General features: G+C 75.6%; 25 protein-coding genes and 1 CRISPR repeat array. Of the genes, 17 read left to right on the forward strand and 8 right to left on the reverse strand.

Annotated elements, in window-relative coordinates; all coding sequences use genetic code 11:
• Positions 1-22: 22 nt before the first annotated feature.
• Together ACF1AK_RS10650 and ACF1AK_RS10655 are read left to right on the forward strand one after the other, a co-directional pair.
• A complete protein-coding gene (locus ACF1AK_RS10650) occupies positions 23-964 on the forward strand; it encodes an alpha/beta hydrolase (RefSeq protein WP_391498388.1) in 942 nt (313 codons plus the stop codon).
• Positions 961-2,331: a PLP-dependent aminotransferase family protein gene (locus ACF1AK_RS10655; protein ID WP_391498389.1), complete on the forward strand. Its 1,371-nt coding sequence runs from the start codon at positions 961-963 to the stop codon at positions 2,329-2,331. Before ACF1AK_RS10650 ends, ACF1AK_RS10655 begins: the two co-directional genes overlap by 4 nt.
• 84 nt (positions 2,332-2,415) lie before the next feature.
• Here ACF1AK_RS10655 and ACF1AK_RS10660 read toward each other — a convergent pair whose 3' ends face one another.
• The 5 genes from ACF1AK_RS10660 to ACF1AK_RS10680 all read right to left on the reverse strand — a co-directional run bounded on the left by ACF1AK_RS10660 (position 2,416) and on the right by ACF1AK_RS10680 (position 6,452).
• On the reverse strand, positions 2,416-2,856 hold the full coding sequence (locus ACF1AK_RS10660) for a hypothetical protein (RefSeq protein WP_391498390.1): 441 nt from the start codon (positions 2,854-2,856) through the stop codon (positions 2,416-2,418).
• 214 nt (positions 2,857-3,070) lie between these two features.
• Positions 3,071-3,835: an ABC transporter permease gene (locus tag ACF1AK_RS10665; RefSeq protein ID WP_391498391.1), complete on the reverse strand. Its 765-nt coding sequence runs from the start codon at positions 3,833-3,835 to the stop codon at positions 3,071-3,073.
• 28 nt (positions 3,836-3,863) lie between these two features.
• On the reverse strand, positions 3,864-4,829 hold the full coding sequence (locus ACF1AK_RS10670; protein ID WP_391498392.1) for an ATP-binding cassette domain-containing protein: 966 nt from the start codon (positions 4,827-4,829) through the stop codon (positions 3,864-3,866).
• 115 nt (positions 4,830-4,944) lie between these two features.
• A complete protein-coding gene (locus tag ACF1AK_RS10675) occupies positions 4,945-6,156 on the reverse strand; it encodes a glycosyltransferase (protein WP_391498393.1) in 1,212 nt (403 codons plus the stop codon).
• Complete coding sequence (locus ACF1AK_RS10680) at positions 6,153-6,452, reverse strand: hypothetical protein (RefSeq protein WP_391498394.1); 300 nt, start codon at positions 6,450-6,452, stop codon at positions 6,153-6,155. The genes ACF1AK_RS10675 and ACF1AK_RS10680 overlap by 4 nt, the downstream gene beginning before the upstream one ends.
• Before the next feature lie 169 nt (positions 6,453-6,621).
• Here ACF1AK_RS10680 and ACF1AK_RS10685 point away from each other — a divergent pair, with 169 nt between their 5' ends.
• From ACF1AK_RS10685 to ACF1AK_RS10740, 12 genes are all read left to right on the forward strand, one after another.
• Positions 6,622-7,554, forward strand: a complete 933-nt coding sequence (locus ACF1AK_RS10685; protein WP_391498395.1) for a 3-oxoacyl-[acyl-carrier-protein] synthase III C-terminal domain-containing protein — start codon at positions 6,622-6,624, stop codon at positions 7,552-7,554.
• Positions 7,555-7,639: 85 nt separating this feature from the next.
• Positions 7,640-7,930: an acyl carrier protein gene (locus ACF1AK_RS10690; RefSeq protein WP_391498396.1), complete on the forward strand. Its 291-nt coding sequence runs from the start codon at positions 7,640-7,642 to the stop codon at positions 7,928-7,930.
• A gap of 3 nt (positions 7,931-7,933) precedes the next feature.
• Positions 7,934-8,746: a hypothetical protein gene (locus ACF1AK_RS10695; protein ID WP_391498397.1), complete on the forward strand. Its 813-nt coding sequence runs from the start codon at positions 7,934-7,936 to the stop codon at positions 8,744-8,746.
• On the forward strand, positions 8,743-9,462 hold the full coding sequence (locus tag ACF1AK_RS10700; protein ID WP_391498398.1) for a 4'-phosphopantetheinyl transferase family protein: 720 nt from the start codon (positions 8,743-8,745) through the stop codon (positions 9,460-9,462). The genes ACF1AK_RS10695 and ACF1AK_RS10700 overlap by 4 nt, the downstream gene beginning before the upstream one ends.
• Positions 9,463-9,591: 129 nt before the next feature.
• Positions 9,592-11,289, forward strand: a complete 1,698-nt coding sequence (locus tag ACF1AK_RS10705; RefSeq protein WP_391498399.1) for a condensation domain-containing protein — start codon at positions 9,592-9,594, stop codon at positions 11,287-11,289.
• A gap of 50 nt (positions 11,290-11,339) precedes the next feature.
• Entirely contained in the window at positions 11,340-11,750 is a 411-nt protein-coding gene (locus ACF1AK_RS10710) for a hypothetical protein (protein ID WP_391498400.1), read from the forward strand.
• Between the two features lie 74 nt (positions 11,751-11,824).
• Positions 11,825-12,112: a hypothetical protein gene (locus tag ACF1AK_RS10715; protein ID WP_391498401.1), complete on the forward strand. Its 288-nt coding sequence runs from the start codon at positions 11,825-11,827 to the stop codon at positions 12,110-12,112.
• Positions 12,113-12,260: 148 nt separating this feature from the next.
• Positions 12,261-13,184 (forward strand): DMT family transporter, encoded by a 924-nt coding sequence (locus ACF1AK_RS10720; protein ID WP_391498403.1) that lies wholly within the window; start codon positions 12,261-12,263, stop codon positions 13,182-13,184.
• Positions 13,181-13,978 (forward strand): SDR family NAD(P)-dependent oxidoreductase, encoded by a 798-nt coding sequence (locus ACF1AK_RS10725; RefSeq protein WP_391498404.1) that lies wholly within the window; start codon positions 13,181-13,183, stop codon positions 13,976-13,978. Before ACF1AK_RS10720 ends, ACF1AK_RS10725 begins: the two co-directional genes overlap by 4 nt.
• The gene (locus ACF1AK_RS10730) at positions 13,975-14,736 is read left to right on the forward strand and encodes a polysaccharide deacetylase family protein (protein ID WP_391498405.1); all 762 of its coding nucleotides are present in this window, start codon (positions 13,975-13,977) and stop codon (positions 14,734-14,736) included. The genes ACF1AK_RS10725 and ACF1AK_RS10730 overlap by 4 nt, the downstream gene beginning before the upstream one ends.
• Positions 14,737-15,159: 423 nt before the next feature.
• The gene (locus tag ACF1AK_RS10735) at positions 15,160-16,338 is read left to right on the forward strand and encodes a serine hydrolase domain-containing protein (protein WP_391498406.1); all 1,179 of its coding nucleotides are present in this window, start codon (positions 15,160-15,162) and stop codon (positions 16,336-16,338) included.
• Between the two features lie 67 nt (positions 16,339-16,405).
• Positions 16,406-17,575, forward strand: a complete 1,170-nt coding sequence (locus tag ACF1AK_RS10740) for a serine hydrolase domain-containing protein (RefSeq protein ID WP_391498407.1) — start codon at positions 16,406-16,408, stop codon at positions 17,573-17,575.
• A gap of 119 nt (positions 17,576-17,694) precedes the next feature.
• Positions 17,695-17,967: direct repeats of the CRISPR family, unit length 28 nt; unit sequence GGACCATCCCCGCGCGTGCGGGGCCGAG.
• Positions 17,968-18,034: 67 nt separating this feature from the next.
• On the opposite strand, the gene ACF1AK_RS10745 is transcribed toward ACF1AK_RS10740, so the two are convergent.
• From ACF1AK_RS10745 to ACF1AK_RS10755, 3 genes are all read right to left on the reverse strand, one after another.
• On the reverse strand, positions 18,035-19,123 hold the full coding sequence (locus tag ACF1AK_RS10745) for a hypothetical protein (RefSeq protein WP_391498408.1): 1,089 nt from the start codon (positions 19,121-19,123) through the stop codon (positions 18,035-18,037).
• A gap of 15 nt (positions 19,124-19,138) precedes the next feature.
• Positions 19,139-20,083 carry an NAD-dependent epimerase/dehydratase family protein gene (locus tag ACF1AK_RS10750; RefSeq protein WP_391498409.1) on the reverse strand — a complete coding sequence of 315 codons (945 nt, stop codon included), beginning with the start codon at positions 20,081-20,083 and terminating at the stop codon, positions 19,139-19,141.
• A gap of 96 nt (positions 20,084-20,179) precedes the next feature.
• Positions 20,180-21,304, reverse strand: coding sequence for a DegT/DnrJ/EryC1/StrS family aminotransferase (locus ACF1AK_RS10755; RefSeq protein ID WP_391498410.1), 1,125 nt, complete (start codon positions 21,302-21,304; stop codon positions 20,180-20,182).
• A gap of 454 nt (positions 21,305-21,758) precedes the next feature.
• Between ACF1AK_RS10755 and ACF1AK_RS10760 the strand changes: the two genes are divergently transcribed.
• The 3 genes from ACF1AK_RS10760 (at position 21,759) to ACF1AK_RS10770 (ending at position 26,111) form a co-directional block, all read left to right on the forward strand.
• Entirely contained in the window at positions 21,759-23,993 is a 2,235-nt protein-coding gene (locus ACF1AK_RS10760; protein WP_391498411.1) for an MMPL family transporter, read from the forward strand.
• A gap of 241 nt (positions 23,994-24,234) precedes the next feature.
• Positions 24,235-25,431, forward strand: a complete 1,197-nt coding sequence (locus ACF1AK_RS10765) for a sensor histidine kinase (RefSeq protein ID WP_391498412.1) — start codon at positions 24,235-24,237, stop codon at positions 25,429-25,431.
• The gene (locus tag ACF1AK_RS10770; RefSeq protein ID WP_391498413.1) at positions 25,428-26,111 is read left to right on the forward strand and encodes a response regulator; all 684 of its coding nucleotides are present in this window, start codon (positions 25,428-25,430) and stop codon (positions 26,109-26,111) included. The genes ACF1AK_RS10765 and ACF1AK_RS10770 overlap by 4 nt, the downstream gene beginning before the upstream one ends.
• Positions 26,112-26,337: the final 226 nt, after the last annotated feature.

Raw genomic sequence — 26,337 nt, forward strand, 5'->3', positions numbered from 1 at the left:
CTCCCGTCCCGAGGAACCCCCGATGCCCCTGCACCCCCAGGCCCAGGCGCTGCGCGACCGCCGCGCGAGCGCCGGCACCGCCCCGCTCTACAGCCTCACCGTCGCCGAGGCCCGCGCCGCCGACCTCGCCGACATCCGCGCCGCCGCGGGCACCCCCGAGCCGGTCGCCGCCGTCGAGGAGCACCGCCTCCCCGGCCCCGGCGGCGAGCTCACGCTGCGCCTCTACCGCCCCGGGCCGCCCGCCGACGGCCGCCCGCTGCCCGTCCTGCTCTACCTGTTCGGCGGCGGCTGGACCCTCGGCTCGCCCGACACCAGCGACGCCGTCTGCCGCGCGCTGACCAACGCGGTCGGCTGCGCCACCGCCGCCGTCGGCTACCGCCTCGCCCCCGAGCACCCGTTCCCCGCCGCCGTCCAGGACTGCGCGGCCGCCGCCCGCTGGCTCGCCGCGCACGCCGACGCACTCGGCCTGGACGCCGGGCGCCTCGCCGTCGCGGGCGACAGCGCGGGCGGCAACCTCGCCACCGTGCTCACCCTGCTCGCCCGCGACGAGGGCGGCCCGGCCCTGCGCCACCAGCTGCTCGTCTACCCCAACACCGACGCCCGCGCCGACACCCCCTCGCTGCGCGAGCACGACGACCCGGCGCTGTTCAACCGCCGCTCGGTCGCCTGGTACTGGAGCCACTACCTGGCCGACCCGGCCGACGGCGCCCACCCGTACGCCTCGCCGCTGCGCGCCCCGGACCTCACCGGCCTGCCGCCCGCCACCGTCATCACCGCCGAGTACGACCCGCTGCGCGACGAGGGCGAGCAGTACGCCGAGGCGCTGCGCGCGGCGGGCGTGCCGGTGGAGCTGCGCCGCTGGGAGGGCATGCCGCACGGGTTCTTCGCGATGACCGGCACCCTGGACGGCGCCGCCGAGGCGCAGGCCTACGCCGCCGCGCGGCTGCGCGAGGCCCTCGGATGAGCGCCCCCGCCGGCGTGCGGGCCCGGGCCGCCGGGGCCGCGCCGCCCGCCGGGGCCGTCACGCTCCCGCTCGCCGAGCTGCACGCCTCCCTCTCCGACCCGCTGCTGGACGCGATGACCTTCCTCAACGAGGTCACCACCCGCTACCCGCAGGCGGTCTCCTTCGCCCCCGGCCGCCCCTACGAGGGCTTCTTCGAGCCCGAGGACGTCCCGGTCTACCTGGACGCCTACCTCGACCACCTGGCCGCCACCGGCCTGGACCGCGACGCGATCCGCACCACCCTGTTCCAGTACGGGCCGACCAAGGGCGTCATCAACGACCTGGTCGCCCGCACCCTGGCCCACGACGAGGGCCTCGCGGTGGCCCCCGAGGCGCTGGTGCTGACCGTCGGTGCCCAGGAGGGCATGCTGCTGGCGCTGCGCGCGCTCTGCGCCGGCCCGGACGACGTGCTGCTCGTCAGCTCGCCCTGCTACGTCGGCGTCACCGGCGCCGCCCGGCTGCTCGACCTGACCACCGTGCCCGTCCCCGAGGGCCCGGACGGCGGGCCGGACCCGGCGGCGGTGCGCGCCGCCGCCCGGGAGGTCCGCGCCGTCGGCCGGCGCCCGCGCGCCCTCTACGTGGTGCCGGACTTCGCCAACCCCTCCGGCACCTCGATGCCGGTCCCGGCCCGCGCCCGGCTGCTGGAGACCGCCGCCGAGGAGGACCTGCTGGTCATCGAGGACAACCCGTACGGCTTCTTCGCCCGGGAGGGCGGCGAGCGGCCCACCCTCAAGGCGCTGGACCGCCACCGCCGGGTGGTCTACCTCGGCTCCTTCGCCAAGACCTGCTTCCCCGGCGCCCGGCTCGGCTACGTGGTCGCCGACCAGGAGGTGACCGGCCCCGGCGGCCGGCGCGGTCTGCTCGCCGACGAGCTGGCCAGGCTGAAGAGCATGACGACGGTCAACACCCCGGCCCTCAGCCAGGCCGTGATCGGCGGCATGCTGCTGACCCACGACTGCCGGCTGCGGGCCGCCAACGCCCCCGCCACGGCCCACTACGCGGCCACCATGGGGGTCCTGCTGGCGGAGCTGGAGCGGTGCTTCCCGGCCGCCGAGCGGGCGCGCCTGGGCCTGTCCTGGAACGTGCCGGAGGGCGGCTTCTTCGCGGTGCTCACGGTGGCCTTCGCGGCCGACGACGCGGCGATGGAGCGCTGCGCGCGGGAGGCCGGCGTGCTCTGGACGCCGATGGCGCCGTTCTACCCGGCCGGCGGCGGGGAGCACCGGCTGCGGCTGTCCATCAGCTCCCTGACGCCGGAGCGGATCGTGGCCGGTGTCGCCCGGCTCGCGGACTTCGTGCGCGCCGAGACCGCCCGGGCGGCGGCGGGGTAGCCCGCGGGCGTGCGACGCGACGACGGCGGTGCCCCCCTTCGCCGGGGGCACCGCCGTCGTGGCGTCGCGGGACGCCGTCCGGGATCAGGTCCGGTCCGCCCCGGGGGACTTGACGGCCGGCTCTGCGGCGATCGCCTTGACCGGGGGCTTGGCCGTGACCGCCTTGGCCACCGGCTTCGCGGCGACGGCCTTGGCGGGCGGCTTGGCGGTCACCGCTTTGATCGGGGGCTTGGCCGCGACGGCCTTGACCGGCGGCTTGGCCGCGACGGCCTTGGCCGCCGGCTTCGCGGCGACGGCCTTGGCCACCGGCTTGGCCTCGATGGCCTTGATCGGGGGCTTGGCGGCGATGGCGGCGGCCGGCCGGGCCTCGGCGGCCTTGATGGGCGGCTTGGCGGCCGCCGGGGTGGCGGCGAGCAGGCCCATCGCGGGCAGTGCGGCGATGGCCCCGCCCGCGATGGCCAGGCGGGTGGCCCGGCGCCGTGCGGGCCGGTCGGCGGCCGGGGTGGTCTCGGACCGGGGGTTCATGCGGTTCCTCTCGACGAAGGGACGACCGGTCGGTCCGACGATAGGGCGGCCGCCCGTGCCGGGACAACCAACCGCGCCCCGCCGTGGCGACGGTGACGGCCCCGCAGCGGGACGGCTCCCCGCCCCGCCCGGACCGCCACCGTCGTCCCGTCCCGTCCCCTCCCGTCCCCTCCCGTCCCGGCACCAAGCCGGGCCGGGCCGGGACGGGACGGATTCAGCGCACCCGGGTCGAGAACAGCCGGGCCGACCAGAACACCGCCGCCACCGTCATCAGCGCGACCACCAGCAGCCCCTGCCAGACCACGTTGTCCCCGACGTGGCCCGAGAACAGCGAGCGCATGCCCTCCACGGCCCAGTAGAAGGGGTTCCACTTGGCCATCGTCTGGAGCCACATCGGCGCCAGCGCCAGCGGCAGCAGCGTGCCCGAGAGCAGCGCGATCGGCTGGGCGACGGTGTTCACCACCGGCGCCATCGCCTCGTCGGCCGGCAGCACCAGGGCGATCCCGTAGGAGATCGTCGAGGTCATCAGCGCCAGCAGGCCCATCAGCAGGAAGGCCAGCAGCAGGTCCACCGGGCCGACCCGCAGGCCGAACGGCAGCGCGATGAGGGTGATGATCACCGCCTGGACGAGCAGCGCCACCGTCTCGCGCAGCGCCCGGCCGAGCAGCAGGGCGAGCCGGCTGACCGGGGTGACCCGGGCCCGCTCGATGATCCCGGCCCGCAGCTCGCCGAGCAGGCTGAAGCCGGTGTACAGGCCGCCGAAGATGCACAGCACCGCCAGCAGGCCCGGCACGTAGATCTGATAGGCCTCGGCGTAGGTCTTCGCCCCCATCGGCTCCAGCACCCGCTTCAGCAGCGGCGCGAAGAGCAGCAGGTAGAAGATCGGCTGGATCACCCCGACGGCGATCCAGATCGGTGTCCGCCACATCAGCAGCAACTGGCGCTGGAAGACCAGCCAGGTGTCGCGGGCGAGCTTCATGGGCCCCTCCTCGGGGATCCGGAGGCGGTCAGGACTGCTCGATGGAGCGGCCGGTGCGGGCCAGGAACACGTCGTCCAGGCTCGGCCGTTGCAGCTGCACGGTGCCGGTGGCGACCCCGGCCCCGTCCAGGGCGCGCAGCAGGTGCGGGACGGCGGCGGCGCCGTCGTCCAGGTAGAGCCGCACACCGTCCTCGCCGTTCAGCTCCAGCCGGTGCAGCACCGGCAGGCCGGGCTGCTCGCGCAGGGCCTTGGCGGCCCGTTCGGCCTCGCCGGCGCCGAGGCCGATGAGCACGACGTCGCCGGATATCCCGCGCTTGAGCGTCTCCGGGGTGCCCTCGGCGACGATGCCGCCGTGGTCGACGATGGAGACGCGGTCGCAGAGCGCGTCGGCCTCGTCGAGGTAGTGGGTGGTGACGACGACGGTCATGCCCTCGTCGCGCAGCCGCCGGATCTCGGTCCAGACGTGGCCGCGGCTGGCCGGGTCGAGGCCGACCGTGGGCTCGTCGAGGAACAGCACCTTCGGCGAGTGGATGACGCCGAGCGCGATGTCGACCCGGCGGCGCTGGCCGCCGGAGTAGGTGCGGCACGGCCGGTCGCCGAACTCGTCGAGCTCGAAGGCCTTGAGCGCGGCCGTGGCGCGGCTCAGCGCCTCGGCCTTGCTCTTGCCGTGCATCCGCGCCTGCATCACCAGTTCCTCGCGGGCGGTGACGGCGTCGGTGGTGCCGCCGCCCTGGGCGACGTACCCGATCCGGTGGCGCACCTCCGCGGGGTCGGCGAACAGGTCGGCGCCGGCGATCCGGGCCTCGCCGCCGTCGGGGCGGATCAGGGTCGCGAGCATCCGCAGGGTGGTCGTCTTGCCGGCGCCGTTGGGGCCGAGGAAGCCGTGGATCTCACCCGCCTCGACGTCCAGGTCGATGCCTCGGACGGCGTCCACGGGGGGCTGGCCGCGTTTCTTGGAAGGGTAGGACTTTCTCAGCCCCTTGGTCTCGATCAACCAGAACTCCCGTGCGGGGATGGGTTGCCGGGGCGCCGGGAAGGCGGCGCGCGGGGCACCTGGGAAGCGGTGCTGCGGGCCACCCTAGAGTCTGCGGCGCCCCGGAAACAATGGCCTAGACCATTGGATTCACCCGGCGGGCACCGGTCGCGACCAGTGCCTCCACCCGGTCGGCGGCCGCCACGGCCCCGCCGCCGGCCAGCAGTTCGGACCCGACCCGGGCCGCCGCCGCCCGGTAGCCGGGATCTTCCAGCACGCCGTGCAGCGCCGCGGCGAGGTGACCGGGCGTCACCCGGGCGAAGGGCACCCGCACGCCGGCCCCGGCGGCCGCCACCTGTGCGGCCACGAACGGCTGGTCGTGCCGGATCGGTGCCGTCACCAGCGGAATCCCGTGCACCAGCGCCTCGCCGACGGTGTTCATCCCGCCGTGGCACAGCACCGCGTCCAGCGCCCCGCGCCGCATCAGCTCCAGCACCGGCGCCCGGTCCACCGCCACCGCGCCGTCCGGCAGCGCGGGCAGCAGGTCGCCCGGCGCCGCGAACACCGCCTGCACGCCCGGCCCGCACAGCTCCAGCGCGCGCGCCGCCCGGGCCAGGAAGCCGGCGCCCAGCTCGCCGGAGAGCGTGCCCATGGTGACCAGCACCCGCCGGCGCCCCGGCAGCAGCCGCTCCCAGGGGAAGGCCGGATCGGCCGGCCGGTCCGCCAGCACCGGCCCCACCAGGGCGTACTGGGCCGGCAGCGCCTCGGCGCCGGTCGGCTCCGCCCCGGTCAGCGACGGGCCGGTGAGCGCGGGCCCGGTGAAGGCCAGCACCAGCGCGGGGGAGAAGCGCGGGTCGGTGTACTCCTCCTCGGGCAGTGCGGCCCGCCGCCACAGCCCCCGGAGCTGGCCGGTCATCCACTCCTCCACCAGCGGCAGCGCGCGCAGCGGCCGTCCCAGTTCCATCGCGCCCGGCGCCAGGGTGCCCCAGGGCAGCCGGTGCCGGTGCGCCACCAGGGCGCCGGCCGGGGTGTGCTGGTCCACCAGCAGCGCGTCCGGCCGGTACTCGCCCACCGCCGCGTCCAGCGCCTTCACGGTGAACCGCGCGTAGGGAACGATGAAGCCCTCCCACAGCGAGCGGACGGCGGCCAGCCCGTGCCCGCCCTGCCCCCGGAACGCCCGGGTGCCGGTGCCGAACACCTTCGCGTCGGGCCCGAGCAGCGGGCGCAGCGCCGACTCGGTGCCGCTCCAGGCCACCTCGTGGCCGCGCGCGACCAGCTCCCGGGCCAGGCCCACGGTCGGATGGACGTGCCCGGTCAGCGGGGGCACCACCAGCAGGAAGCGGCTCACCGGGCGTCCTCCGCGGGCAGCAGCCGCTCGACGTCGGCGACGGTCAGCGCCTCCAGTCCGGCCAGGTCGAGACCCGCCCGCAGCGCGGCGAGGTCCACCGAGGGGCCGAAGTCCCGGCGCAGGCCCGCGTGCAGCGCCGCGAGCTCGGTCTCGTCGAGCAGCAGGTCCCCGTCCAGCCGGGCCTGCGGGGTCACCCGCGCGGCCCAGCCGGGCGGCGCCTGCGCGACCTCGGCCAGCAGGGACACCAGCGCCGGGCGGACCGGCGGCACGGCGACAGAAGGTTCACGATCGGTCATCAGGGACTCCACCGGCTCGACGAAGCGGGGGGGCGGGGGACGGCGGCACGGGGCGTGCGCGATCCGTGGCGGGGATGTGCGGCGGCCGTGGGGCGGTCGTGCGGACCGCGGGCCGCAACCGCCCGAGATCACTTGTGCGGAGCCGCCGGGCGTGGGAATACTAGCCCGCGTGACCGCACTGGAGGCAGTGGCCGTTCACCTCCCCCACCACACCGTGCCCATTGAGGCAGTGGGCGAGCGCATCGGCCTGACCCCACGTCAACTTCGACTCTTCCGCCGCTTCCACGGCCTGGACCAGCTGCGACTGGACCCGGACGGGAAGCTGCCCGACCTGCTCGGCGCCGCCGTCGACGCCCTTCCGGAGCTGCGCGGACGCGAACGGCACGTCCGTTTCGTGATCCACGCGCGCAGCATGCCGGTGGCGGTGCCCTATCCGCTCAACCCGCTGCACGACCTGCTCCACCGTTACGGCCTCGGCCACGCCCAGGCCTTCACCGTCACCCACCACGCCTGCGCCGTCGGCCTGCTGGCCGTCGACCTGGCCGGCCGCCTGCTCGCCGGAGAACCCGACCGGGAGGCGCTGGCCCTGGTGATCGCCGGGGAGAAGACCTTCACCAAGGACGCCCAGGTGGTGCCCGAGACCGGCATCTTCGCCGAGGGCGCGGCCGCCTGCCTGGTCAGCGCCGGGGGCGAGCGCGACCGCGTGCTGTCCTACGCGGTGCGCCAGCGCCCCGAGTTCGACGGCCGGCTGGCCGAGGACCCGGAGCTGCTCGCCCGCTACCAGCGCGAGTACCCGGCGGTGATGGTCGAGGCGATCGAGGCCGCCCTCGACCAGGCAGGTCTGGACCTCTCCGACCTCGCGCTGCTGCTCCCGCACAACGTCAACCAGGCCTCCTGGCGGATGATCGCCCGCCGGATCGGCTTCCCGATCGGGAAGGTGGTGCTGGACAACGTGCCCGCGGTCGGGCACAGTTTCGCTGCGGACAGCCTGATCAACCTGCACACCGCCACCACGCGGGGGCTGCTCGGCCGCGGCGAGCGCTACCTCATCGCCGCCGCAGGCATCGGAGCGACCTTCTCCGCCATGGTCGTCGAGCACTGACGCACCGTCAGACGCTCCACCCGGGCGCCGGTTCCCCGGCCGCCCCCGCCCCCACTCCACCACGCACGACGGGACGGTCCCACCCATGTCCGACCAAGTGGTCCAGACCACCGACACCGAGCTGCGCGACCGGATCCTCCACAGCCTCGGCGAACTGCTGCCGCGCGTCCTCAAGCGCGAGCTGCCCGAGATCCCCGAGAACGCCTGCCTCTTCGACGACCTCGGCCTCACCTCGGCGGGCACCATCGAACTGATCCTGGAGGTCGAGGAGGCGCTCGACATCCAGGTCGACGTCGAGCAGATCACCGAGGACGACCTTCGCTCGGTCACCAAGCTGGCCGACTATGTGGCCTCGCACGTCATCGCCGAGGACTGACCGGTGCCCGCCGCACCGGGTCTCCAGCGGGTGCTGACGCGGTACGCCGACGGCCGCTCCGAACTCTCCCTCGACCCCGACCTGCGGGTCTTCGTCTCCGACCTGGTCCGTCCCTACGGCCTGCCGCTGCGCGAGGACCTGCTGGCCGAGGGCGTCGGACACGCCTACGAGGAACTGGCCGCCGGCCTGCTCGCCGAGGCGCTCGGCCCGGACGAACCGGCCGACGTGCTCGTCCAGGCCTTCGACTCGCCCGACATCCGGCCCGGTGCGCCCACCTCGCTCGCGCTCAGCCGCGCCTGCGCGGGAACCCCCACCGCGCTCGCCCTCTGCGACCAGGGCACCGCCGGCGCGTTCGCCGCGCTGCGCGCCGCCACCGCGTACCAGCGCACCGGTGTCGCCCGGCGCGCGGTCGTCGTCCTCGCCGAGCAGACCGCCCTGCACTACGAGCCGGCCGCGCCCGTCACCCTGCCCGAACGGCACTGCGCGGTCGTCCTGGTCTGCGAGACGGCGCCGGGCGAGGAACTGGCCGTCCACCAGGACGGCGGGGCCGACGCCGCCACCGCCGCCGAGGAGGTGCGCCGCCGGGCGGAGGCGCTGGGGGAGGGGGCGGCCGTGCTGCTCTCCGCCGCCCTGGAGGTCCCCGGCCTGGACGCCGTGCGCGCCCCCGCGGGCCAGCCGTTCACCGGGCTGTGGTCCGCGCTCGCCGAGCGGCTGCCGGCCTGGCGGGCCGAGCGGCGGCCGGTGCTGCTCGCCGACCACGACCCGCGGCTCGGCGTGCTCTCCACCCTGGCCCTGCGCGCCGGCCCGCACCCGTGAGCCCCGGCGCCGCTGCCGCTCCCGGGGGCGGCGCCGACCCCGTCGACGTCTGGCTGATCCCCACCGACCAGCCCGAGCCGGTGGTGCGCGCCCTGCGCGCGCTGCTCGACCCGGCCGAACGCGCCCGGGCCGACGGTCCGGACCCGCACGCCGGGCGGCGGTACACCGTCGCCCACGGCGCGCTCCGCCTGCTCGCCGGGGCCCGGCTCGGCCGCGACCCCGCCCGTCTCGTCCGGCGGCGCGGGCCGCACGGCAAACCCGGGATCGACGGGATCGCCGTCAACCTGTCCGGCTCCGGCGCCCTCGCGGCCGTCGCCCTCGCCGAGGAGCGGGCCGTCGGCGTCGACGTCGAGGAGGTCCGCGACGCCCGCTCGGCCGTGCGGCTGGCCCGGCGCTACTTCCCTGCGGCCGAGGCCGCCCTGGTCGCGGCCGACCCCGCGCCCGCCGGACTCTTCACCGCGCTGTGGTGCCGCCGCGAGGCCTGCGTCAAGGCGTACGGCGGCCGGCTCGTCCAGGGCTTCGGCCTGCCGCTGGCCGGCCCCGCGCCCCTGCTGCTCGCCGACCCGGGCGCGCTCGGACCCGGCCCCTGCCGGATCGACGACGTACCCGCGCCCGGCCCGTTCCGCGCCGCCCTCGCCGTCGTCGGCGCCCGCCCGGTCCTGGTCCGTGTGCACACCTGGACGGCGGCCGGTGCCGCCGACATGTCAAGTAGTTGACGAAGCGTCAAATCCCTTGCGGCATCCCATATTTCTGGTCTGGACCAGTGGATCGGCGCGCTGATAGCGTCCGACCGCATCCCCGCCGAGACAGCCGAGCCGAAGGGCCCGTACGACGTGACGTGCGACGTGGAAGAGACCAGCGGGCGGATCACGGTCCGGTACGGCGGCGCGAGCGGTGGATCGGGACCGCTCACCCTCGGCCAGGACAACATGATCCGCTGCATCCGGCGCGACCGCCCCGAACAGATCAACCAGGCCTCGGCCTGGCCGGTCCCCGACGGCACCACCGTGACCGCCGCCCTCGACGCGCTGCGCGCCCTGGTCGAGCGCCACGAGGCGGTGCGCACCGGCTTCCCGCCCGGCTCCGCCGCCGACGCCTTCCCCGACCGCCAGGAGGTCGCCGCCGAGGGCGCGTTCACCGTCGCCGTGGTCCCCGCCGGAGGCCGGACGGACGCCGAACTCGACGCGCTCGCCGACGAGTTGGGCGGCGCGGACGTGGTCAGGCCGTTCGACCTCGCGGCGGTCCCGCGATTGCGCTTCACCCTCGTCGCCGACGGCGAGCTGGTGCGCCGACTGGTCGTGACGGTCTGCCACGCGGGCGCCGACGGCGCGGCCGTGACCCTGCTCATCCGCGACTGGCTCGACCTCGCCGCCGGCAAGGAGCTGCCGCCCGTCACCTCCCGCACCCCGCTCCAGGTGGCCGGACAGGAACAGAGCACCCAGGGCCGGCGCAAGAGCGCCGCCGCGCTCAAGCACTGGGAGTCGATCCTCGCCACCGGCCCGTCGGCCGTCTTCGCCACCGACGGCATCACCGGCCCGCCCGGCCCGCTCACCACCGTGCTGCTGCGCTCGCGCACCGCCGCCGCCGACCTCGCAACGACCTGCCGCCGCACCGCCGCCAGCCCGTCGGTCGTCCTGCTCGCCGTCTTCGCCGCGCTCATCGCGCACCGCGCCGACCGCACCGACCTGGTGCTCTCGGCCCTGTCCGCCAACCGCCGGCGCGCCGCCCTCGCCGACCACATCGGCACCCTCGCCCAGGACGCGCTGATCGCCCTCGACACCGCCGCGGAGGACCTCGACACGCTCATCGGACGGACCAAGTCCGCCTCCTTCAGCGGCTACTGGCACAGCACCCTGAACGCCGACAAGGTCTGGCGGCTGATCGGGGACATCGCCGAGCGGCGCGGCGCCCGCTTCGCCCGCCAGGTCGTCGTCAACGACCTCAGCCTCTCCATCCCGGAGACCCTCTCCGCCGCCCGCCCCGCGCCCGCCGCCGACCCCGACCTGCAGACCCTGCCCGACCAGCCGCTGCCGGTCCGGCTGATGATGAACATCCTGCGCACCACCGGGAGCCTGGAGTTCGTCCTGCTCGCCTGCCCCCAGGTGCTCACCCGGGAGGACACCGAGCGCTTCGCCCGCGCCGTGCCCGCCGTCCTCGCGGCCGCCGCCGACCGGCCCGTCCCGCTCACCGAGCTGGCGGAGCTCAGCGGCGTGCGCCCCGCCACCAGGACGGGCGAGTGGCACCGCGTCGGCGCCGACTGGATCGACCTCGGCGCCGTTCGCGCCCTGCTCGCCGACGCCCTCGGCCCCGCCGCGGCGGCCGTCGACCTCACCCGCACCGAGGACGGCCTCGCCGCCCGCATCGCCACCGACGACCCGGACCTCACCCCCGCCGCCGTCCACCGGGCCGTGACCGCCGCCCTCCCGGGCCGCGAGACGGCGATGGCCCCGCACCACTACACCCTCCACCCCCGCCCCGACGCCCTGCCGCCCGTCTGGTCCGCCCTCCCCGTCCTCGCCGAGGGCACCGGCCGGGCCGGCTGACGGCGCCCGGCGGTACCCTCCTCGCAGAACGAGCCGAGGGGGAGTGGGCCATGCACGTCCGGGGCTTGGTGGCGGCGACGGTCCTGGCCGAGCTGGCCGGAGCGGTGCTGGCCGGACTCCTCTACCTGGCGGCGTCACTGCTGCCGGGTGACTGGACGGCCGGAGTCGCCTGGACGGGCTTGCCGGTGATGGCCGCCGTGACGCCCCTGGCCGACCACGTCGGCAGGCGTCCGCCGCACCGCCTGCGCGGAGTGCTGGCCGGGCTGCTGACGCTCGCCGTGACGGGCATCGCCCTCCTGTCGGTCACGGACCTGTGGTTCGGGTGGGACGGGGGCCTCGGCGGTGCGCTCGCCCTGGCGATCGCGTTCCCGGTGGCGGCCGGGGTCTTCGCCGCCGTGTCGGGACCGGCCTCGGGCGCCGCGCCGAGGGGAGGGCGCCGCTGCGGCGGTGACGGGGCGTGACCGCAGTTGCCGGGCGCGTGCACCAGCGGAAGCCTGGAGGTACGGGGGCGTTCCCGAGTGCGAGGTGATCGGCCATGGCCACGTTCACGCCGAAGTACCAGGAGGAGGAGCACCAGCTCGAATTCTGGGACGTCGAGTTCACCGAGGAGGAGTGGGCCGAGTTCCGCAAGGGGCCGCACGCGTTCCTCAAGCGCATCACCGAGGCCCAGGGGCGGGACGTCAACCGCCTCCTCGTCGATGCCCAGCTGCTGGAGGTGGCCCCCGACGGCGGCATCTGCCACGGACACATCACCAGCGTCCACATCAAGTTCGGACCGGAGAAGTCGACCACCGGCTACAGCTGCTCGGGGCCCTGGGAGTAGCACCGGCTCCCCGCTCGGGCGGCGCGGGGCCGCCCGGTCTTCCGCTGCGGCGCGGGGCCGCCCGGTCTTCCGCTGCGGCCCGCGCACGCCCGGCGGACACTGGGGGTGACCCCCGTTCCCCGGGGGCGCCCCCGACGCCGGGAGGGCCATGCTGCTCGGACTCACCACCGCCCTGGTCGCCACCGTCTGCTTCGGCTTCGGCTCGGTGTTCCAGGCGGGCGGCGCGCGCGAGGCCCCGCGCGCCGACCGGGTGCGGGTCGGCCTGCTGGCCGGACTGCTCCGCTCCTGGCGCTTCCTGCTCGGCACCGGCCTGGACATCGCCGGCTTCGCACTGAGCATCGTCGCCCTGCGCACCCTGCCGCTCTTCCTGGTCCAGGCCGTCACCAACGCCAGCCTGGCCGTCACCGCGCTCGCCGCCGCCCGCCTGCTCGGCGCCCGGCTGCACCGCGCCGACCTGCTCGGCATCGCCGCCGTGGTGGTCGGGCTCACCCTGCTGGCGGTCGGCTCCGGCGAGGCCGGCCACGACCACGCGCCGCCCGCGTTCCACTGGGCGCTGCTGGCCACGACCGTGCTGATGCTGCTGCTCACCCTGCTCCTCGCCCGCCGCCACGACACCGCGTCGGCCGTCGGCCTCGGCCTGCTGGCGGGCGTCGGCTTCGGCGTCACCAGCCTCGCCGTCCGGGTCTTCGACTTCTCCGGCCCGCTCGACGTGTTCACCGATCCGGCGGCCTACGGGCTCGCCCTCGGCGGCCTCGGCGGTTACCTCGCCTACGCGCTCGCCCTGCAGCGCGGCACGGTGACGGCCGCGACCGCCGCCGGCACCGTCTCGGAGACCTTCGGCCCGGCCCTGGTCGGGGTCGCGGTGCTCGGCGACGCCGCCCGCCCCGGCTACGCCTGGTGCGCGCTGACCGGCTTCGCGGTGGCGGTCGGCGGCACCTTCGTGCTCTCCCGCTTCGGCGAGGTCGAGGCGGAGCTGGGCCCCACCCCGGTCGCCCGGACGACGCCGCCGTGCGAAGGTGATTTGCCGGACAAATCGGACGGCGAGATGCGCACAGAGCGGCAGGTGCCATGACCACGGACGACGACCATCCGCCCTCCCGCCGGTCCCGGCAGCGCCCCGGCGGCCCGCCGGTCGCCCTGCTGACCGGCGCCTCCTCCGGCATCGGCGCGGCCACCGCCGACCGCCTCGCCGCCGCCGGCTGGCGGCTGCTGCTCTCCGGCACCGACCAGCCCCGGCTCGACGCGGTCGCCGCCCGCACCGGCGGCCGCCCGCTGCCCGCCGACCTCGCCAAGCCCGACGGCGCCCAGCGCCTCGCCGAGGCCGCCCTCGCCGCCGCCGGACGGGTCGACGCGCTCATCGCCAGCGCCGGCATCGGCTGGCGCGGCCCCTTCGCGCAGACCCCCACCGACACCCTGGACCGGATGCTGGAGGTCAACCTCGCCGCCCCGCTGCGGCTCACCCGCCTGCTCCTGCCCGGCATGCTGGAACGCGACCGGGGCCGGATCGTCCTGCTCGGCTCGATGGCCGGCCAGGTCGGCGTCCGCGACGAGGCCGCCTACGCGGCCACCAAGGCCGGGCTCACGATGTTCGCCGAGAGCCTCTGGTACGAGCTGCGCGGCACCGGCGTCGGGGTGCGGCTGATCCTGCCGGGCGCCGTCGAGACCCCCTTCTTCGCCACCCGCGGCACCGGCTACCAGCGCGAACGCCCCCGGCCCGTCCCCCCGGAGGCCGTCGCCGCCCTCGTCCACGAGGCGCTCACCACCTCCCGCGACCGGGTCTTCGTGCCGCGCTGGCTCGACGGTCCGGCCCGCCTCCACGGCGCCGCCCCCGGCCTGTTCCGCCGGATGGCGTCCCGCTTCGGGTGAGAGCCGGTGCGCTCCTCGGCGCCGCTGCCGCCGTGGAGCTGCTGCACCTCGCCCCGGCCGCCGTCCGCCTGCCCCCCGTCCGCCGCCACCTCGCCCGCCGCACCGCCGGCCACGGCGCCCGGGGCCACCTCGCCCTCACCTTCGACGACGGCCCCGACCCGCGCGGCACCCCGCCGATCCTGGACGCCCTGGACGCCCTCGGCATCCACGCGACCTTCTTCCTGCTCGGCGACATGCTCGAACGCGCCCCGGACCTCGGCCGCGAGCTGGTCGTTCGCGGCCACGAGGTCGCCGTCCACGGCTGGCACCACCGCCGCCCGTACCGCCCGGCCCCCGCCCGCGACCTCCGCGAACTGCGCCGCACCACCGAAGCCGTCACCGCCCTCACCGGGTCGCGCCCCCTCTGGTACCGCCCCCCGTACGGCGTCCTCACCACCGGCCTCGCCCTGGCCGCCCGCCACCTCGACCTGCGCCCCGTCCTGTGGACCACCTGGGGCCGCGACTGGGAGCCCGGCGCCACCGGCCCCACCGTCTACGCCACCGCCCGCCCCGGCCTGACCGGCGGCGCCACCCTCCTCCTCCACGACTCCGACTGCACCTCGGCCCCGGACTCCTGGCACGCCACCCTCGCCGCCCTCCCCCTGATAGCCGCCCACTGCCACCACCACGGCCTCACCCTCGGCCCCCTCCGCGACCACGCCATCCCTACCACCGGCAACCCCGCCCAAGCGGGGCCGAGGCGTCCGAGCCGAAGATGACACCGCGGGCCGCAGGACCATCCCCGCGCGTGCGGGGCCGAGCCGAGCGAGGCCATGTGCGTGGCGTCGAGGCTGGGACCATCCCCGCGCGTGCGGGGCCGAGGCTTGCTGAGCTGCGATGTTATCCGGCGGAGGTGGCTTGGCGCATCGGTTGGTTCCATCCGGGCGCCCGCACCCCCGGCCGCCGACCACCCACATCCGCGGCCCAGAGAACCGGGGCCGGCCCCCGAGCCGTGCGCGGGCGGTTTCCCGGGTGCGCCCCGTCCGTGGGCCCCGGGAGTACGGTCCCGGGGTCGGTCCCGACCCGGAGCACGTTCCCGGGTGCGGTTTCGTCCCCTGCGCGGACGGATTGACGGTCCGTCGGATGGTCCTCTTGGGGGGCGCCGAGAAGAGCTCCGGCGCCCTACTCAGAAGGGCTTTCCCGTGAACGAGCACGCACCGCATCACGCACCGCAGCACCACCTTCCGCACCGCCTCCGCCGTGGCCGGCGCAAGGCCGTGGCGGCCGTGACCGCGGTGGCGGCCGCCGCCGTGGTGGCCGGCGTCCTGGCACCTTCCGCCGCCTCCGCCGCCCCGCGGCCGGATGCCGTGCAGCAGCGCCTCGACGCGCTGGTACAGAAGGACGGGGTGCCCGCCGCCCTCGCCACCGTCAAGGGCCGCGACGGCCGCGCCCGCACCTACACCGCCGGCGTCGGCGACGCGGCCAGCAGGGCCAAGGTGCCGGTGGACGGGCAGGTGCGGATCGGCAGCAACACCAAGGCGTTCACCGCCGTCGTGATCCTCCAGCTGGTCGCCGAGGGCAAGGTCGGCCTGGACACGAGCGTGGACACCTACCTGCCCGGCCTGGTGCGAGGCGAGGGCATCGACGGCCGGGCCATCACGGTCCGTCAGCTGCTCCAGCACACCAGCGGCCTGCCCGAGTACGTGGACACCGCGGGCGTGCTCAACGCCCCCGGGCGCTACTACGAGCCGCGCGAACTCCTCGATGCCGCACTGGCCCAGAAGGCCCACTTCGCGCCCGGCACCAAGTGGGAGTACAACAACACCAACTACCTGCTGGCGGGCCTGATCATCCAGAAGATCACCGGCCGCCCGGTCGGCGAGGAGATCACCAAGCGCGTCATCGACCGGATAGGCCTGCGCCACACCTACTTCCCCGCACCCGGGGACACGACGATCCACGAGGCCCACCCCAAGGGCTACCAGCGCACGGCGGACGGGTCGTTGCGCGACTACACGGAGCTGGACCCGTCCTGGGGCTGGGCGGCCGGGGCGGCCGTCTCGACCAACACGGACGTCACCCGGTTCTACGGCGCGCTGCTCGGCGGCCGACTGCTGCCCGCGGCCCAGCTCGCCCAGATGCGCACCACCGTTCCCGCCGAGGAGCTCGGCGCCGGAGTCGGCTACGGACTCGGCCTGGTGAGCCGCCCGCTCTCCTGCGGCGGCGTCGCCTGGGGCCACGGCGGGGCGATCCCGGGCTACGAGACCGCCGGCGGCACCACCGAGGACGGCCGCGCCGTGAACATCACCGTCACCACGATCCCGGACGCCGACACCACGAAGCACGTGGACCAGGCGGTGGACGAGGCGCTCTGCCGCTGATCCCCGGGCGTCGGCCACCCGGCCGCCCCGTCCCGCGCCTCCATCCCCGTCTCCCAGTGGAGTCCCGATGAACGAACACGCCCCGCAGCGCAGGGCGCACCGCATCCGCCTCGTGCGGCACGCCCTGACGGCCACGGCCACGGCCGGGCTCGCCCTGACCGCTCTCGCCCCGGCTTCCTCCCCGGCCTTCGCCGCACCGCGCCCGGACGCCGTGCAGCAGCGCCTCGACGCGCTGGTGAAGGAGGACGGGATGCCCGCCGCCCTCGCCACCGTCAAGGGCCGCGACGGCCGCAGCCGCACCTACACCGCCGGTGTCGGCGACCTGGCCACCGGGGCCCGCGTCCCGGTCGACGGGCAGATCCGGGCCGGCAGCAACACCAAGGCCTTCGTCGCCGTCGTCGTCCTGCAACTGGTCGCCGAGGGCAGGATCGGCCTCGACACGGCCGTCGACGCCTACCTGCCGGGCCTGCTGCGCGGTGACGGCATCGACGGCCGGACCATCACGGTCCGTCAGCTGCTCCAGCACACCAGCGGCCTGCCCGACTACATGGAAGCACCCGCGCTGGCCGACTTCACCACCATCCAGTACCGCTACTTCGAGCCGCGCGAACTCCTCGACGGCGCACTGGCCCAGAAGGCACGGTTCCCCGCCGGGACCGGCTGGGAGTACAGCAACACCAACTACCTGGTGGCCGGCCTGCTGGTCCAGAAGGTCACCGGCCGCCCCTTCGGAGAGGAGGTCACCAGGCGCGTCATCGACCGGATCGGCCTGCGCCACACCTACGTCCCGGCGGCCGGGGAGACCGCCCTTCGCGAGCCCCACCCGCACGGCTACCACCGCGCCGCCCCGGACGCGCCGCTGGTCGACTTCACCGACATGGACGCCTCGATGGCCTGGGCCGCGGGGGCGGTGGTGTCCACCAACACCGACCTGAACACCTTCTACGGCGCGCTCCTGACGGGCCGCCTGCTGCCCGCCGCCCAGCTCGCCGAGATGCGCACCACCGTGTCGGCCGAGTTCCTGGGCCCCGGGGTCCGCTACGGCCTCGGCATCCAGAGCAGGCCGCTGACCTGCGGCGGCCTCGCCTGGGGCCACGGCGGCACCTCCCCGGGCTACCGGACCAGGGGAGGCGTCACGGAGGACGGGCGCGCCGTGAACATCACCCTCACCACCGTCCCGGACGGGCCCACCGCCACCCGCCTGACCGACGCGGTCGACGCGGCCCTCTGCCGCTGACACCACCCGGCCCGGCAGCGGGGGTTGCGGTGGTTCCGCAGCCGCCGAGCCCCGCCGACCCGCCCGGGCCGATCGCCAACCGGCGATCGGCCCGGGCGCGGTGTGAGCGGTCGACCGTCAGACCATCCCCGCGAGTGCGGGGCCGAGTAGTAGCGGTCGGTGGCGGTCGGAGGGAACTGGGGACCATCCCCGCGCGTGCGGGGCCGAGACCAGGTGCACCGTCGCCCGGAGGGAACCGGTCGGACCATCCCCGCGCGTGCGGGGCCGAGGCGCACCGCCGCCGTCTTCGTCACGCACGCGGGGGGACCATCCCCGCGCGTGCGGGGCCGAGGTCCGGACGAGCGGGACAACCCGTGACGGCCGGGGACCATCCCCGCGCGTGCGGGGCCGAGGCTTGCTGAGCTGCGATGCTATCGGCCGCAGGCGGGCGTGCGCATTGGTCCCCCGCAGGCCGGCCCGTCAGGCCAGGCCCACCCGTTCCAGGGCGGCCGTGAACCCCGTGCGCCATCCGTCAGGGGTGGCACCGGGGGAGGGCGGCGGCTCGGGGCGGGTGAGTGCTGCTAGGGCGGAGCGGACGACCTCGGGCGGGCGGGCGGAGACAACGTCGGCGTGGCCGAGTTCCAGCTCGTGCTGCAGGTTGTCGCGGCCGTGGCCCTGGACGACGTCGAGCAGCAGCAGCCTGCGGCCCAGGGCGCGGGCCTCGCTGCAGGTGTCGCCGGAGCTGGTCACCACCAGGTCGGCGGCGGCCATCAGTGCCGGTACCTCGTCGGTCCAGCCGAAGGGGTGCAGCCTCGGCCGGCCCTCGGCGGCGCGGCGCAGCCGGCGTTCCAGCTCGCCGTTGCTCCCCGCCACCGCGAGCACGTGCGGACCCGCGTCGGCCAGCGCCGCCGCCGTCCGGGCCAGCGGCCCGAGGCCCCACGCACCCGACATCAGCAGCACGCACCGCGCCTCCGCCGGCACGCCCCACCGCGCCCGCGCCCGCGCGCGCGAGGGCGGCCGGTAGAACGGCGCCCGCAGCGGTGCGGGCAGAACGGCCACCGGCGCGTCGGGCCGGTACCGCCGCACCCCGCACGCGGCGACCTCCGAGGTGACCAGGAACAGGTCGCTCTCCTCCTGCACCCACAGCCGGTGCGGCGTGACGTCCGTGCACAGCACCAGGTGCCGGAAGCGGAAGCCGCCCGCGCCCCGCAGCCGGTTGACGGCCGACGTGGCCGTGGCGAACACCGACACCACCAGCTCCGGCCGCTGCTCCCCGAGCAGCGCCCGCAGCGCCGGCGTCAGCCGCCGCCGCGCCGCCGCGTCCGCGAGCAGCGCGATCCGGGCGCCGGGGCGCAGCGCCGAGAAGTGGAACGCGTCGTAGAGGCCCGGCAGCCCGAGCAGCCGCCGGAACACCGCCTCCCCGGCGGTGCCGGCGCGCTGCCCGAGCAGGGCCATCGCGTCGACCGTGGCGGTCGTCCAGCCGCGGGCCTCCAGGGAGTCCGCGCAGGCCCGGGCCATCACGTCGTGGCCCTGGCCGAGCGAGCCGGAGACCAGCAACGCGTGCGGCACCGCCCGGCCCCCGTCTCAGGCGCCCGGCCGCGGTGCGGCCTCCGCCCGGTACCAGTCCACGTACCGCCGCACGCCTTCCGCGAAGGTGGTCCGCGGTGACCAGCCCAGCAGCCGCTTCGCCTGGGCGGCGGAGATCCGGCGCCCGGCGTAGTCGGCGGTCCGGGCCTCGATGTGCTCGATGGTGACGGGACCGAGCAGGCCGTCGACGGTGTCGGCGATGTCCCGCACGGAGACGGCGGTGGAGCCCTCCAGGGCGAAGGTCTGGTCCTCGGCGGCGGGGGAGAGGGCCCGCACGTGGGCGTCGGCGAGGTCCTCGACGTAGACGAAGTTGCGGCTCTGCCGCCCGTCGCCCGCGATGGTGATCGGCCGGCCGGTGAGCGCGGCCTGCACGAAGCGGGCGACCACCAGCTCGTCGCGCATCCGCGGCCCGTAGGGGATGCCGTACCGCAGGATGGTGAAGTGGCGGCCGTACAGCTGGCGGTAGCTGTGCACCAGCATCTCGGCGGCGAGCTTGGTGGCGACGTACAGGTGCCCGCTGTGCTCCAGGTCGATCGGGACGTGTTCGTCCAGCTCCTGTTCCTCGCCGTCGAGCGCGGCCTCGGTGAGCGCGGCGCCGTACACCCACACGGTGCTGGCGAGGACGGTGCGGCTGAGGTCGTTGCGGCGGGCCGCCTCCAGCACGGTCTCGGTGCCGTCGATGTTGGCCCGCACGGCGCCGACCGGATCGGCGGCGACGCGTTCGACGTCGGCCTGCGCGGCGAGGTGGAAGACCACCTCGCAGCCGTCCAGGGCGGTGGTGAGCGCGGGCAGGTCGAGGACGTCGATCCGGGCGTGGTCGGCGCCGGGGTTGAGGTACGTGTCGGTGGTGTCCACCGCGAGCACCTCGTGCCCGGCGGCCAGCAGCCGGTCGACGACGTGTGAGCCGATGAATCCGCATCCCCCGGTGACCGCTATCCGCACGGTGTTCTCCCTTTCTCGCTCTTCCGACGGCGTCCGCCCCGGCGGTGTGCCGGCCCCGACGGGGGCCGGCCCGCCGCCCGACGGGGGTCAGCCGGGTCAGCCCGCCGTCCGGCGGTGGACGGCGCTCACGGCCTCGATCACCAGATCGGTCTCGTCCTCGGTCATGTCGGAGTGGACCGGCAGGCAGATCTGCCGGGCGCAGACGTCCTCGGCGACCGGCAGGGCGCCGCGCCGGTAGGGGGCGAGCACCGGCTGCAGGTGCAGCGGCAGGTCGTAGACCTCGCCGGAGAGCCGTACGTCGTACTCCTCGGCGACCGCCCGTTTGAAGGCGGCCCGGTCCACGCCGCGCGGCAGCAGGGCGACGTACTTGTAGTAGTTGCTGCGGCAGCCGGGCGGCTCGGTGACCGGCTCCAGCCCGTCGAGGGCGCCGAGCGCGGCGTCGTAGCGCTGGGCGACCCGGCGTCTGGTCTCCACGAACTCCTTGAGCCGGCGCAGGTGGACGGCGCCGATGGCGGCGTTCGGCTCGCTCATCCGCCAGGAGGCGCCGAGGCGGACGTGGTGGTTGGTGGTGAACGAGCCCTTGCCCTGGTCGCGGTGGATCCGGGCCTCGTCGCGCAGTGCGGCGGAGCCGGTGAGGATCATGCCGCCCTCGCCGCTGGTGGTGACCTTGGTCGGGTAGAAGGAGAACGCGCCGGCCACGCCGAAGCCGCCGGCCGGCCGCCCCTGATAGGTGCTGCCGTGCGCGTGCGCGGCGTCCTCGACCAGCGGAATGCCGCGGGCCTCGCAGATCGCGCGCAGGGCGTCCACCTCGGGGGTGATCAGCCCGCCGATGTGGACCAGGACGACGGCGGCGGTGTCCGGGGTGAGCGCGGCCTCCAGGGTGTCGGGGCCGAGCGCGAGGGTGGCCGGGTCGACGTCGGCGATCACCGGCCGTGCGCCGGCGTGCAGGACGGCGCCGGCGGTGGCGTAGAAGGTGACGGCGGGGACGACGACGTCGCGGCCGCGGACGTCCAGGGCGCGCAGGACGATCTCCAGCGCGGCGGTGCCGCTGGCGACGGCGACCGCGTGCTCGGCGCCGTGCTCGGCGGCGAAGGACTGCTCGAACCGCTCGGTCCAGGGACCGAGGGTGAGCGCACCGGTGGCGAGCATCTCGCTCACCGCCTCCGCGACGGCCGCGCGGTCGTTCTCGTCGAACACGATGCGGGCGGCGGGAACGCCCATGGGCCACCTCCGGCTGAGGGACGTGCGGTGGACGTACGGTGGACGGCTGCGGCCCCTGGGGCCGTCGTAGCCCTCGGGGACACATCTGGACGGACCAGGACGAATCGCCCGGGCCAGGCACATCACGCTACTTCGCCCGCCGGTCCGCGGCCCGTCCGCACCTCCGCCCGGGTGACCCGGTGAGGGCTCCGGCCGCGCCGGGACCGGACCGGCCGCCCCGGGGCGGCCCCTCGGCCGCAGGTCGGAGCCCGGCTGCGGGCCTCCGCCCCGAGGACTAGTCCGTCCGGGTCCGGGCTGCTGCGTCCGCATTACCCCGGAATGCCTGCACAGAGCCGACGCGGAGGAGACCCCCGCCACCGCAGGATGGTCATGCTCCGGGCGACCCGGCCCTGCGGCCGACTGCGCCGCCCGGCCACCCCAACCCGCCCCGCCATCCGAAGGAGTCCGCTCTCCCGTGGCCACTTTCCTCTACCGCCTGGGCCGATGGTCCTTCCTCAGGCGCCGGCTGGTGACCCTGCTCTGGGTCGCCGTGCTGGCCGCCGTCGGGGTGCTGGCCGCCAAGGCGCCGGCCGCCCCCGACGACGGCTTCGCGATGCCCGGCACCGAGGCGCAGAAGGCCTTCGACCTCATGGACGAGCGCTTCCCCGGCGCGATGTCCGACGGTGCGTCGGCCCGGCTGGTCTTCGTCGCCCCGTCCGGCCAGAAGATCACCGCCGCCGAGAACCAGCAGACGGTCGAGAAGGCGGTCGCCGAGCTCGCCCACGGCGAGCAGGTGGTCGGCGCGACCAGCCCGTTCAAGGCCGGCGCGGTCTCCCAGGACGGCACCACCGCGTACGCGACGGTCAACTACAGCGTCAAGCCGGGCAAGGTCAGCGAGACCGCCACCGAGACCCTGAAGGACTCCGCGCAGCACGCCCGTGACGCCGGTCTGACCGTGGACATCGGCGGCACCGCCCTGATGGAGATGGGCGAGCAGGGCGGCTCCGCCGAGGCGATCGGCATGGCGATATCCGCCGTCGTGCTGGTGATCACCTTCGGCTCGCTGCTGGCCGCCGGACTCCCGCTGCTCACCGCCCTGATCGGCGTCGGCCTCGGCATCGGCCTGATCACCGCGCTCGGCAGCACCCTGGGCCTGTCCACCACCACCAGCACCCTCGCGATGATGCTCGGCCTCGCCGTCGGCATCGACTACGCGCTCTTCATCGTCTCCCGCTACCGCGCCGAGCTCCTCGACGGCCACGAGCCGAAGGAGGCCGCCGGGCGTGCCGTGGGCACCGCCGGCTCGGCCGTGGTGTTCGCCGGACTCACCGTGATCATCGCGCTGGCCGGCCTCTCCGTGGTGGGCATCCCGATCCTCGCCAAGATGGGCATGGCCGCGGCCGGCACCGTCGTGATCGCCGTCCTGGTCGCGCTCTCCCTCGTCCCCGCGCTGCTCGGCTTCCTCGGCCGCAGGGCGCTGTCCCGCAAGGACCGCAAGGCCGCCAAGGGCGGGCACGCCGCGACCGGCGCCGACCGCCCCAACGGCGGCACCCGCTGGGCCCGCTTCGTGCTGCGCCGCCCGGTCGCCGTGCTGGTCCTCGGCGTGGTCGGCCTCGGCGTCCTCGCCCTGCCGGCCCTGGACCTGCGGCTCGGCCTGCCCGGCGACGAGGCCAAGCCCACCTCCACCACCCAGCGCCGCGCCTACGACCACCTCTCCGAGGGCTTCGGTCCCGGCTTCAACGGCCCGCTGACGGTGCTGGTCGACGCCAAGGGCGCGGCCGACCCCAAGGCCGCGGCCGCCAAGGTCGGCGAGACCGTGAAGGCCCTGCCCGGCGTCGTCGCCGTCACGCCCGCGGTCTTCAACCAGGCCGGGGACACCGCGATGGTCACCGCGATGCCGGCCACCGGCCCGAGCGACGCCGCGACCACCGACCTGGTCCACGCCATCCGCGACAAGGCCCCCGGCCTGAAGTCCGAGACCGGCGCGACGGTCCTGGTCAGCGGTGCGACGGCGATGAACATCGACGTCTCGCAGAAGCTCAACGACGCCCTGCTGCCCTACCTCGCGGTCGTCGTCGGCCTCGCGGTGCTGCTGCTCCTGGTGGTCTTCCGCTCGATCCTCGTGCCGCTCAAGGCCGCCCTCGGCTTCCTGCTCTCGGTGGTCGCCGCGCTCGGCGCCGTCGTCGCGGTCTTCCAGTGGGGCTGGCTCGCCGAGCTGATCGGCGTCGAGCAGACCGGCCCGGTGATGAGCATGATGCCGATCTTCATGATCGGTGTGGTCTTCGGCCTGGCCATGGACTACGAGGTGTTCCTGGTCACCCGCATCCGGGAGGCCTTCGTGCACGGCGAGGAGCCCGGCGAGGCCGTGGTCACCGGCTTCCGGTACAACGCCCGGGTGGTCACCGCCGCCGCGCTCATCATGATCAGCGTCTTCGCCGGCTTTATCGGCATGAGCGAGCCGATGATCAAGATGATGGGCCTCGGCCTGGCCGCCGCCGTCGCCTTCGACGCCTTCGTGGTCCGGATGGCGATCGTTCCCGCCGTGCTCGTCCTGCTGGGCCGCCGTGCCTGGTGGCTGCCGGCCAAGCTGGAGCGGATCATCCCCGACGTCGACGTCGAGGGCGCCAAGCTCCAGACCGCCGTCCCGGCCCAGGTCACCGGGGCCGACGGCCCCGAGGCCGAGACGCCCCGCCACTCGGTCGGCGTCTGACCCACCCGCCTCTGCCGCGGTCCCGCCCCCACGGGACCGCGGCAGGGGCACGCCGGGTCCTTCGGCGTACCGAGCGGGTCAATACGGTACGAACCGGATCCGTATTACGGTTCAAGCGGATGGTACGTACTGCATGTGCAGTACGTCCCCCCACGCGCAGTACGCCCCCACCCCTTCAGCCGGATCGCCCGGGCCCGGCCGAGAAGGCCGCCAGGCCGCCCCCGGACCAGGAGAAGCGAGCATGATCGACAGCTGGCTGCACCGCGCGCGCCGCCACCCCCACCTGGCCGACGCGCTGCTCGTGCTCGCCGCGGTCGTCATCACCGCCGGAACGACCACCCTCGACCGCCTCGGCAACCGCATCGAGCCCAACCCGGCCGCCTTGGCCCTGGCCGTCGTCTCCAGCCTGGCGCTGCCGGCCCACCGCCGTCGGCCCGACATCACCTTCGCGGTCACCCTCGGCTGCGGCTTGGCCCTCTGCTTCGTCGCCACCCAGCTCAACGCCGGCCTGGTCTTCCCGCTGCTCGCCGCCCTCTACTTCCTCGCGGTGCGCACCGACCGCAGGACCGCGCGCGTCGCCACCGCCGTCGCGGCCGTGCTGGTGACCGCCGCCACGGTCATCAACGAGCCCCACACCTCCTTCAGCGTCAAGGTCGGCGTCATCGCCTGGATCCTGCTGCCCGGCGCCCTCGGCGACTCCGTGCGCAGCCGCCGGGCCCACCTCGCCGCCATCGAGGAACGCGCCGAACGGGCGGAGCGCACCCGCGAGGAGGAGGCCCGCCGCCGCGTCGCCGACGAACGCATCCGGATCGCCCGCGACCTGCACGACGTCGTCGCCCACCACATCGCCCTCGCCAACGCCCAGGCCGGCATCGCCGTCCACCTCCTCGACCGCCACCCCGCCCAGGCCCGCGAGATGCTCAGCCACCTCACCGACGCCACCGGCTCCGCGCTGCGCGAGCTCAAGGCCACCGTCGGCCTGCTGCGCCGCGCCGACGACCCGCAGGCCCCGCTCGAACCGGCGCCCGGCCTGGACCGGCTGCCCGACCTCGTCGGCGCCTTCGAACGGGCCGGCCTGCCCGTGCACCTCAGCGTCGAGGGCGAGCCGCAGCCGCTCTCCCCGGGCGTCGACCTCACCGCCTACCGGATCCTCCAGGAATCCCTGACCAACGTCGCCAAGCACGCCCCCGGCACCGCCGCCGACGTCACCCTCGCATACTCCGGCAGCCGCGTGCTGCTCACCGTCGCCAACGACCGCCCGGTGGCCGCCGCCAGGTCCGCCGTCGCCCCCACCGGCGGAGGCTTCGGCCTGATCGGCATGCGCGAGCGGGCCTCCGCCGTCGGCGGGTGCCTCACCGCCGACCGCCGCTCCGGCGGCGGCTTCCTGGTCTCCGCCGAACTGCCCCTGCGCACCGCCGCCCGAGAGGAACACCCGTGACCATCCGAGTACTGCTCGCCGACGACCAGACGCTGCTGCGCGGGGCCTTCCGCGTCCTGATCGACGCCGAGGACGACATGGAGGTGGTCGGCGAGGCCGCCGACGGCCGCGAAGCCGTCGAACTGGCGAAGGCCACCCGCCCGGACGTCGTGCTCATGGACATCCGGATGCCCGGCGTCGACGGCCTCTCCGCCACCGCCGCCATCTGCGGGGACCCCGACCTCTCCGGCACCCGGGTGCTCATCCTCACCACCTTCGAGATCGACGAGTACGTCGCTCAGGCGCTGCGCGCCGGCGCCGGCGGCTTCCTCGGCAAGGACGCCGAACCGACCGAACTGCTCGCCGCCCTGCGCCGCGTCGCCGCCGGTGACCCCCTGCTGTCGGCCGCCGCCACCCGCGCCGTCATCGAGCAGCTCCTCGCCCACCCCGCACCCGACCAGGCCCCCGCCGCGACCCCCGAACGCCTCGCCGCCCTCACCGCCCGCGAACGCGAGGTGATGGCGATGGCCGCCACCGGGCTCAGCAACGAGGAGATCGCCGCCCGGATGTTCGTCAGCCCCTTCACCATCCGCACCCACATCCACCGCGCCATGGCCAAACTCGACGCCCGCGACCGCGCCCAACTGGTCGCCCTCGCCTACCAGACCGGCCTCGTCCCCGCCCCCCGCCCCACGAAGTAGCGGGGGAGCGGCCCCACCGGAACCGATGCGCCGGACGCCCCTCGCCGGGTAGCATCCCAGGTCAACAAGCCTCGGCCCCGCACGCGCGGGGATGCTCCTGCGGGAGGTCGGCTCCTGGGCCCGGACGGCGGCTCGGCCCCGCACGCGCGGGGATGCTCCCTCGGTGTCGTCGGTGATCTCCACGAGGTCGCCCTCGGCCCCGCACGCGCGGGGATGCTCCCCTGCG

It is taken from the genome of Kitasatospora sp. NPDC015120 (assembly GCF_043080305.1).
Taxonomy (GTDB): Bacteria; Actinomycetota; Actinomycetes; order Streptomycetales; family Streptomycetaceae; genus Kitasatospora.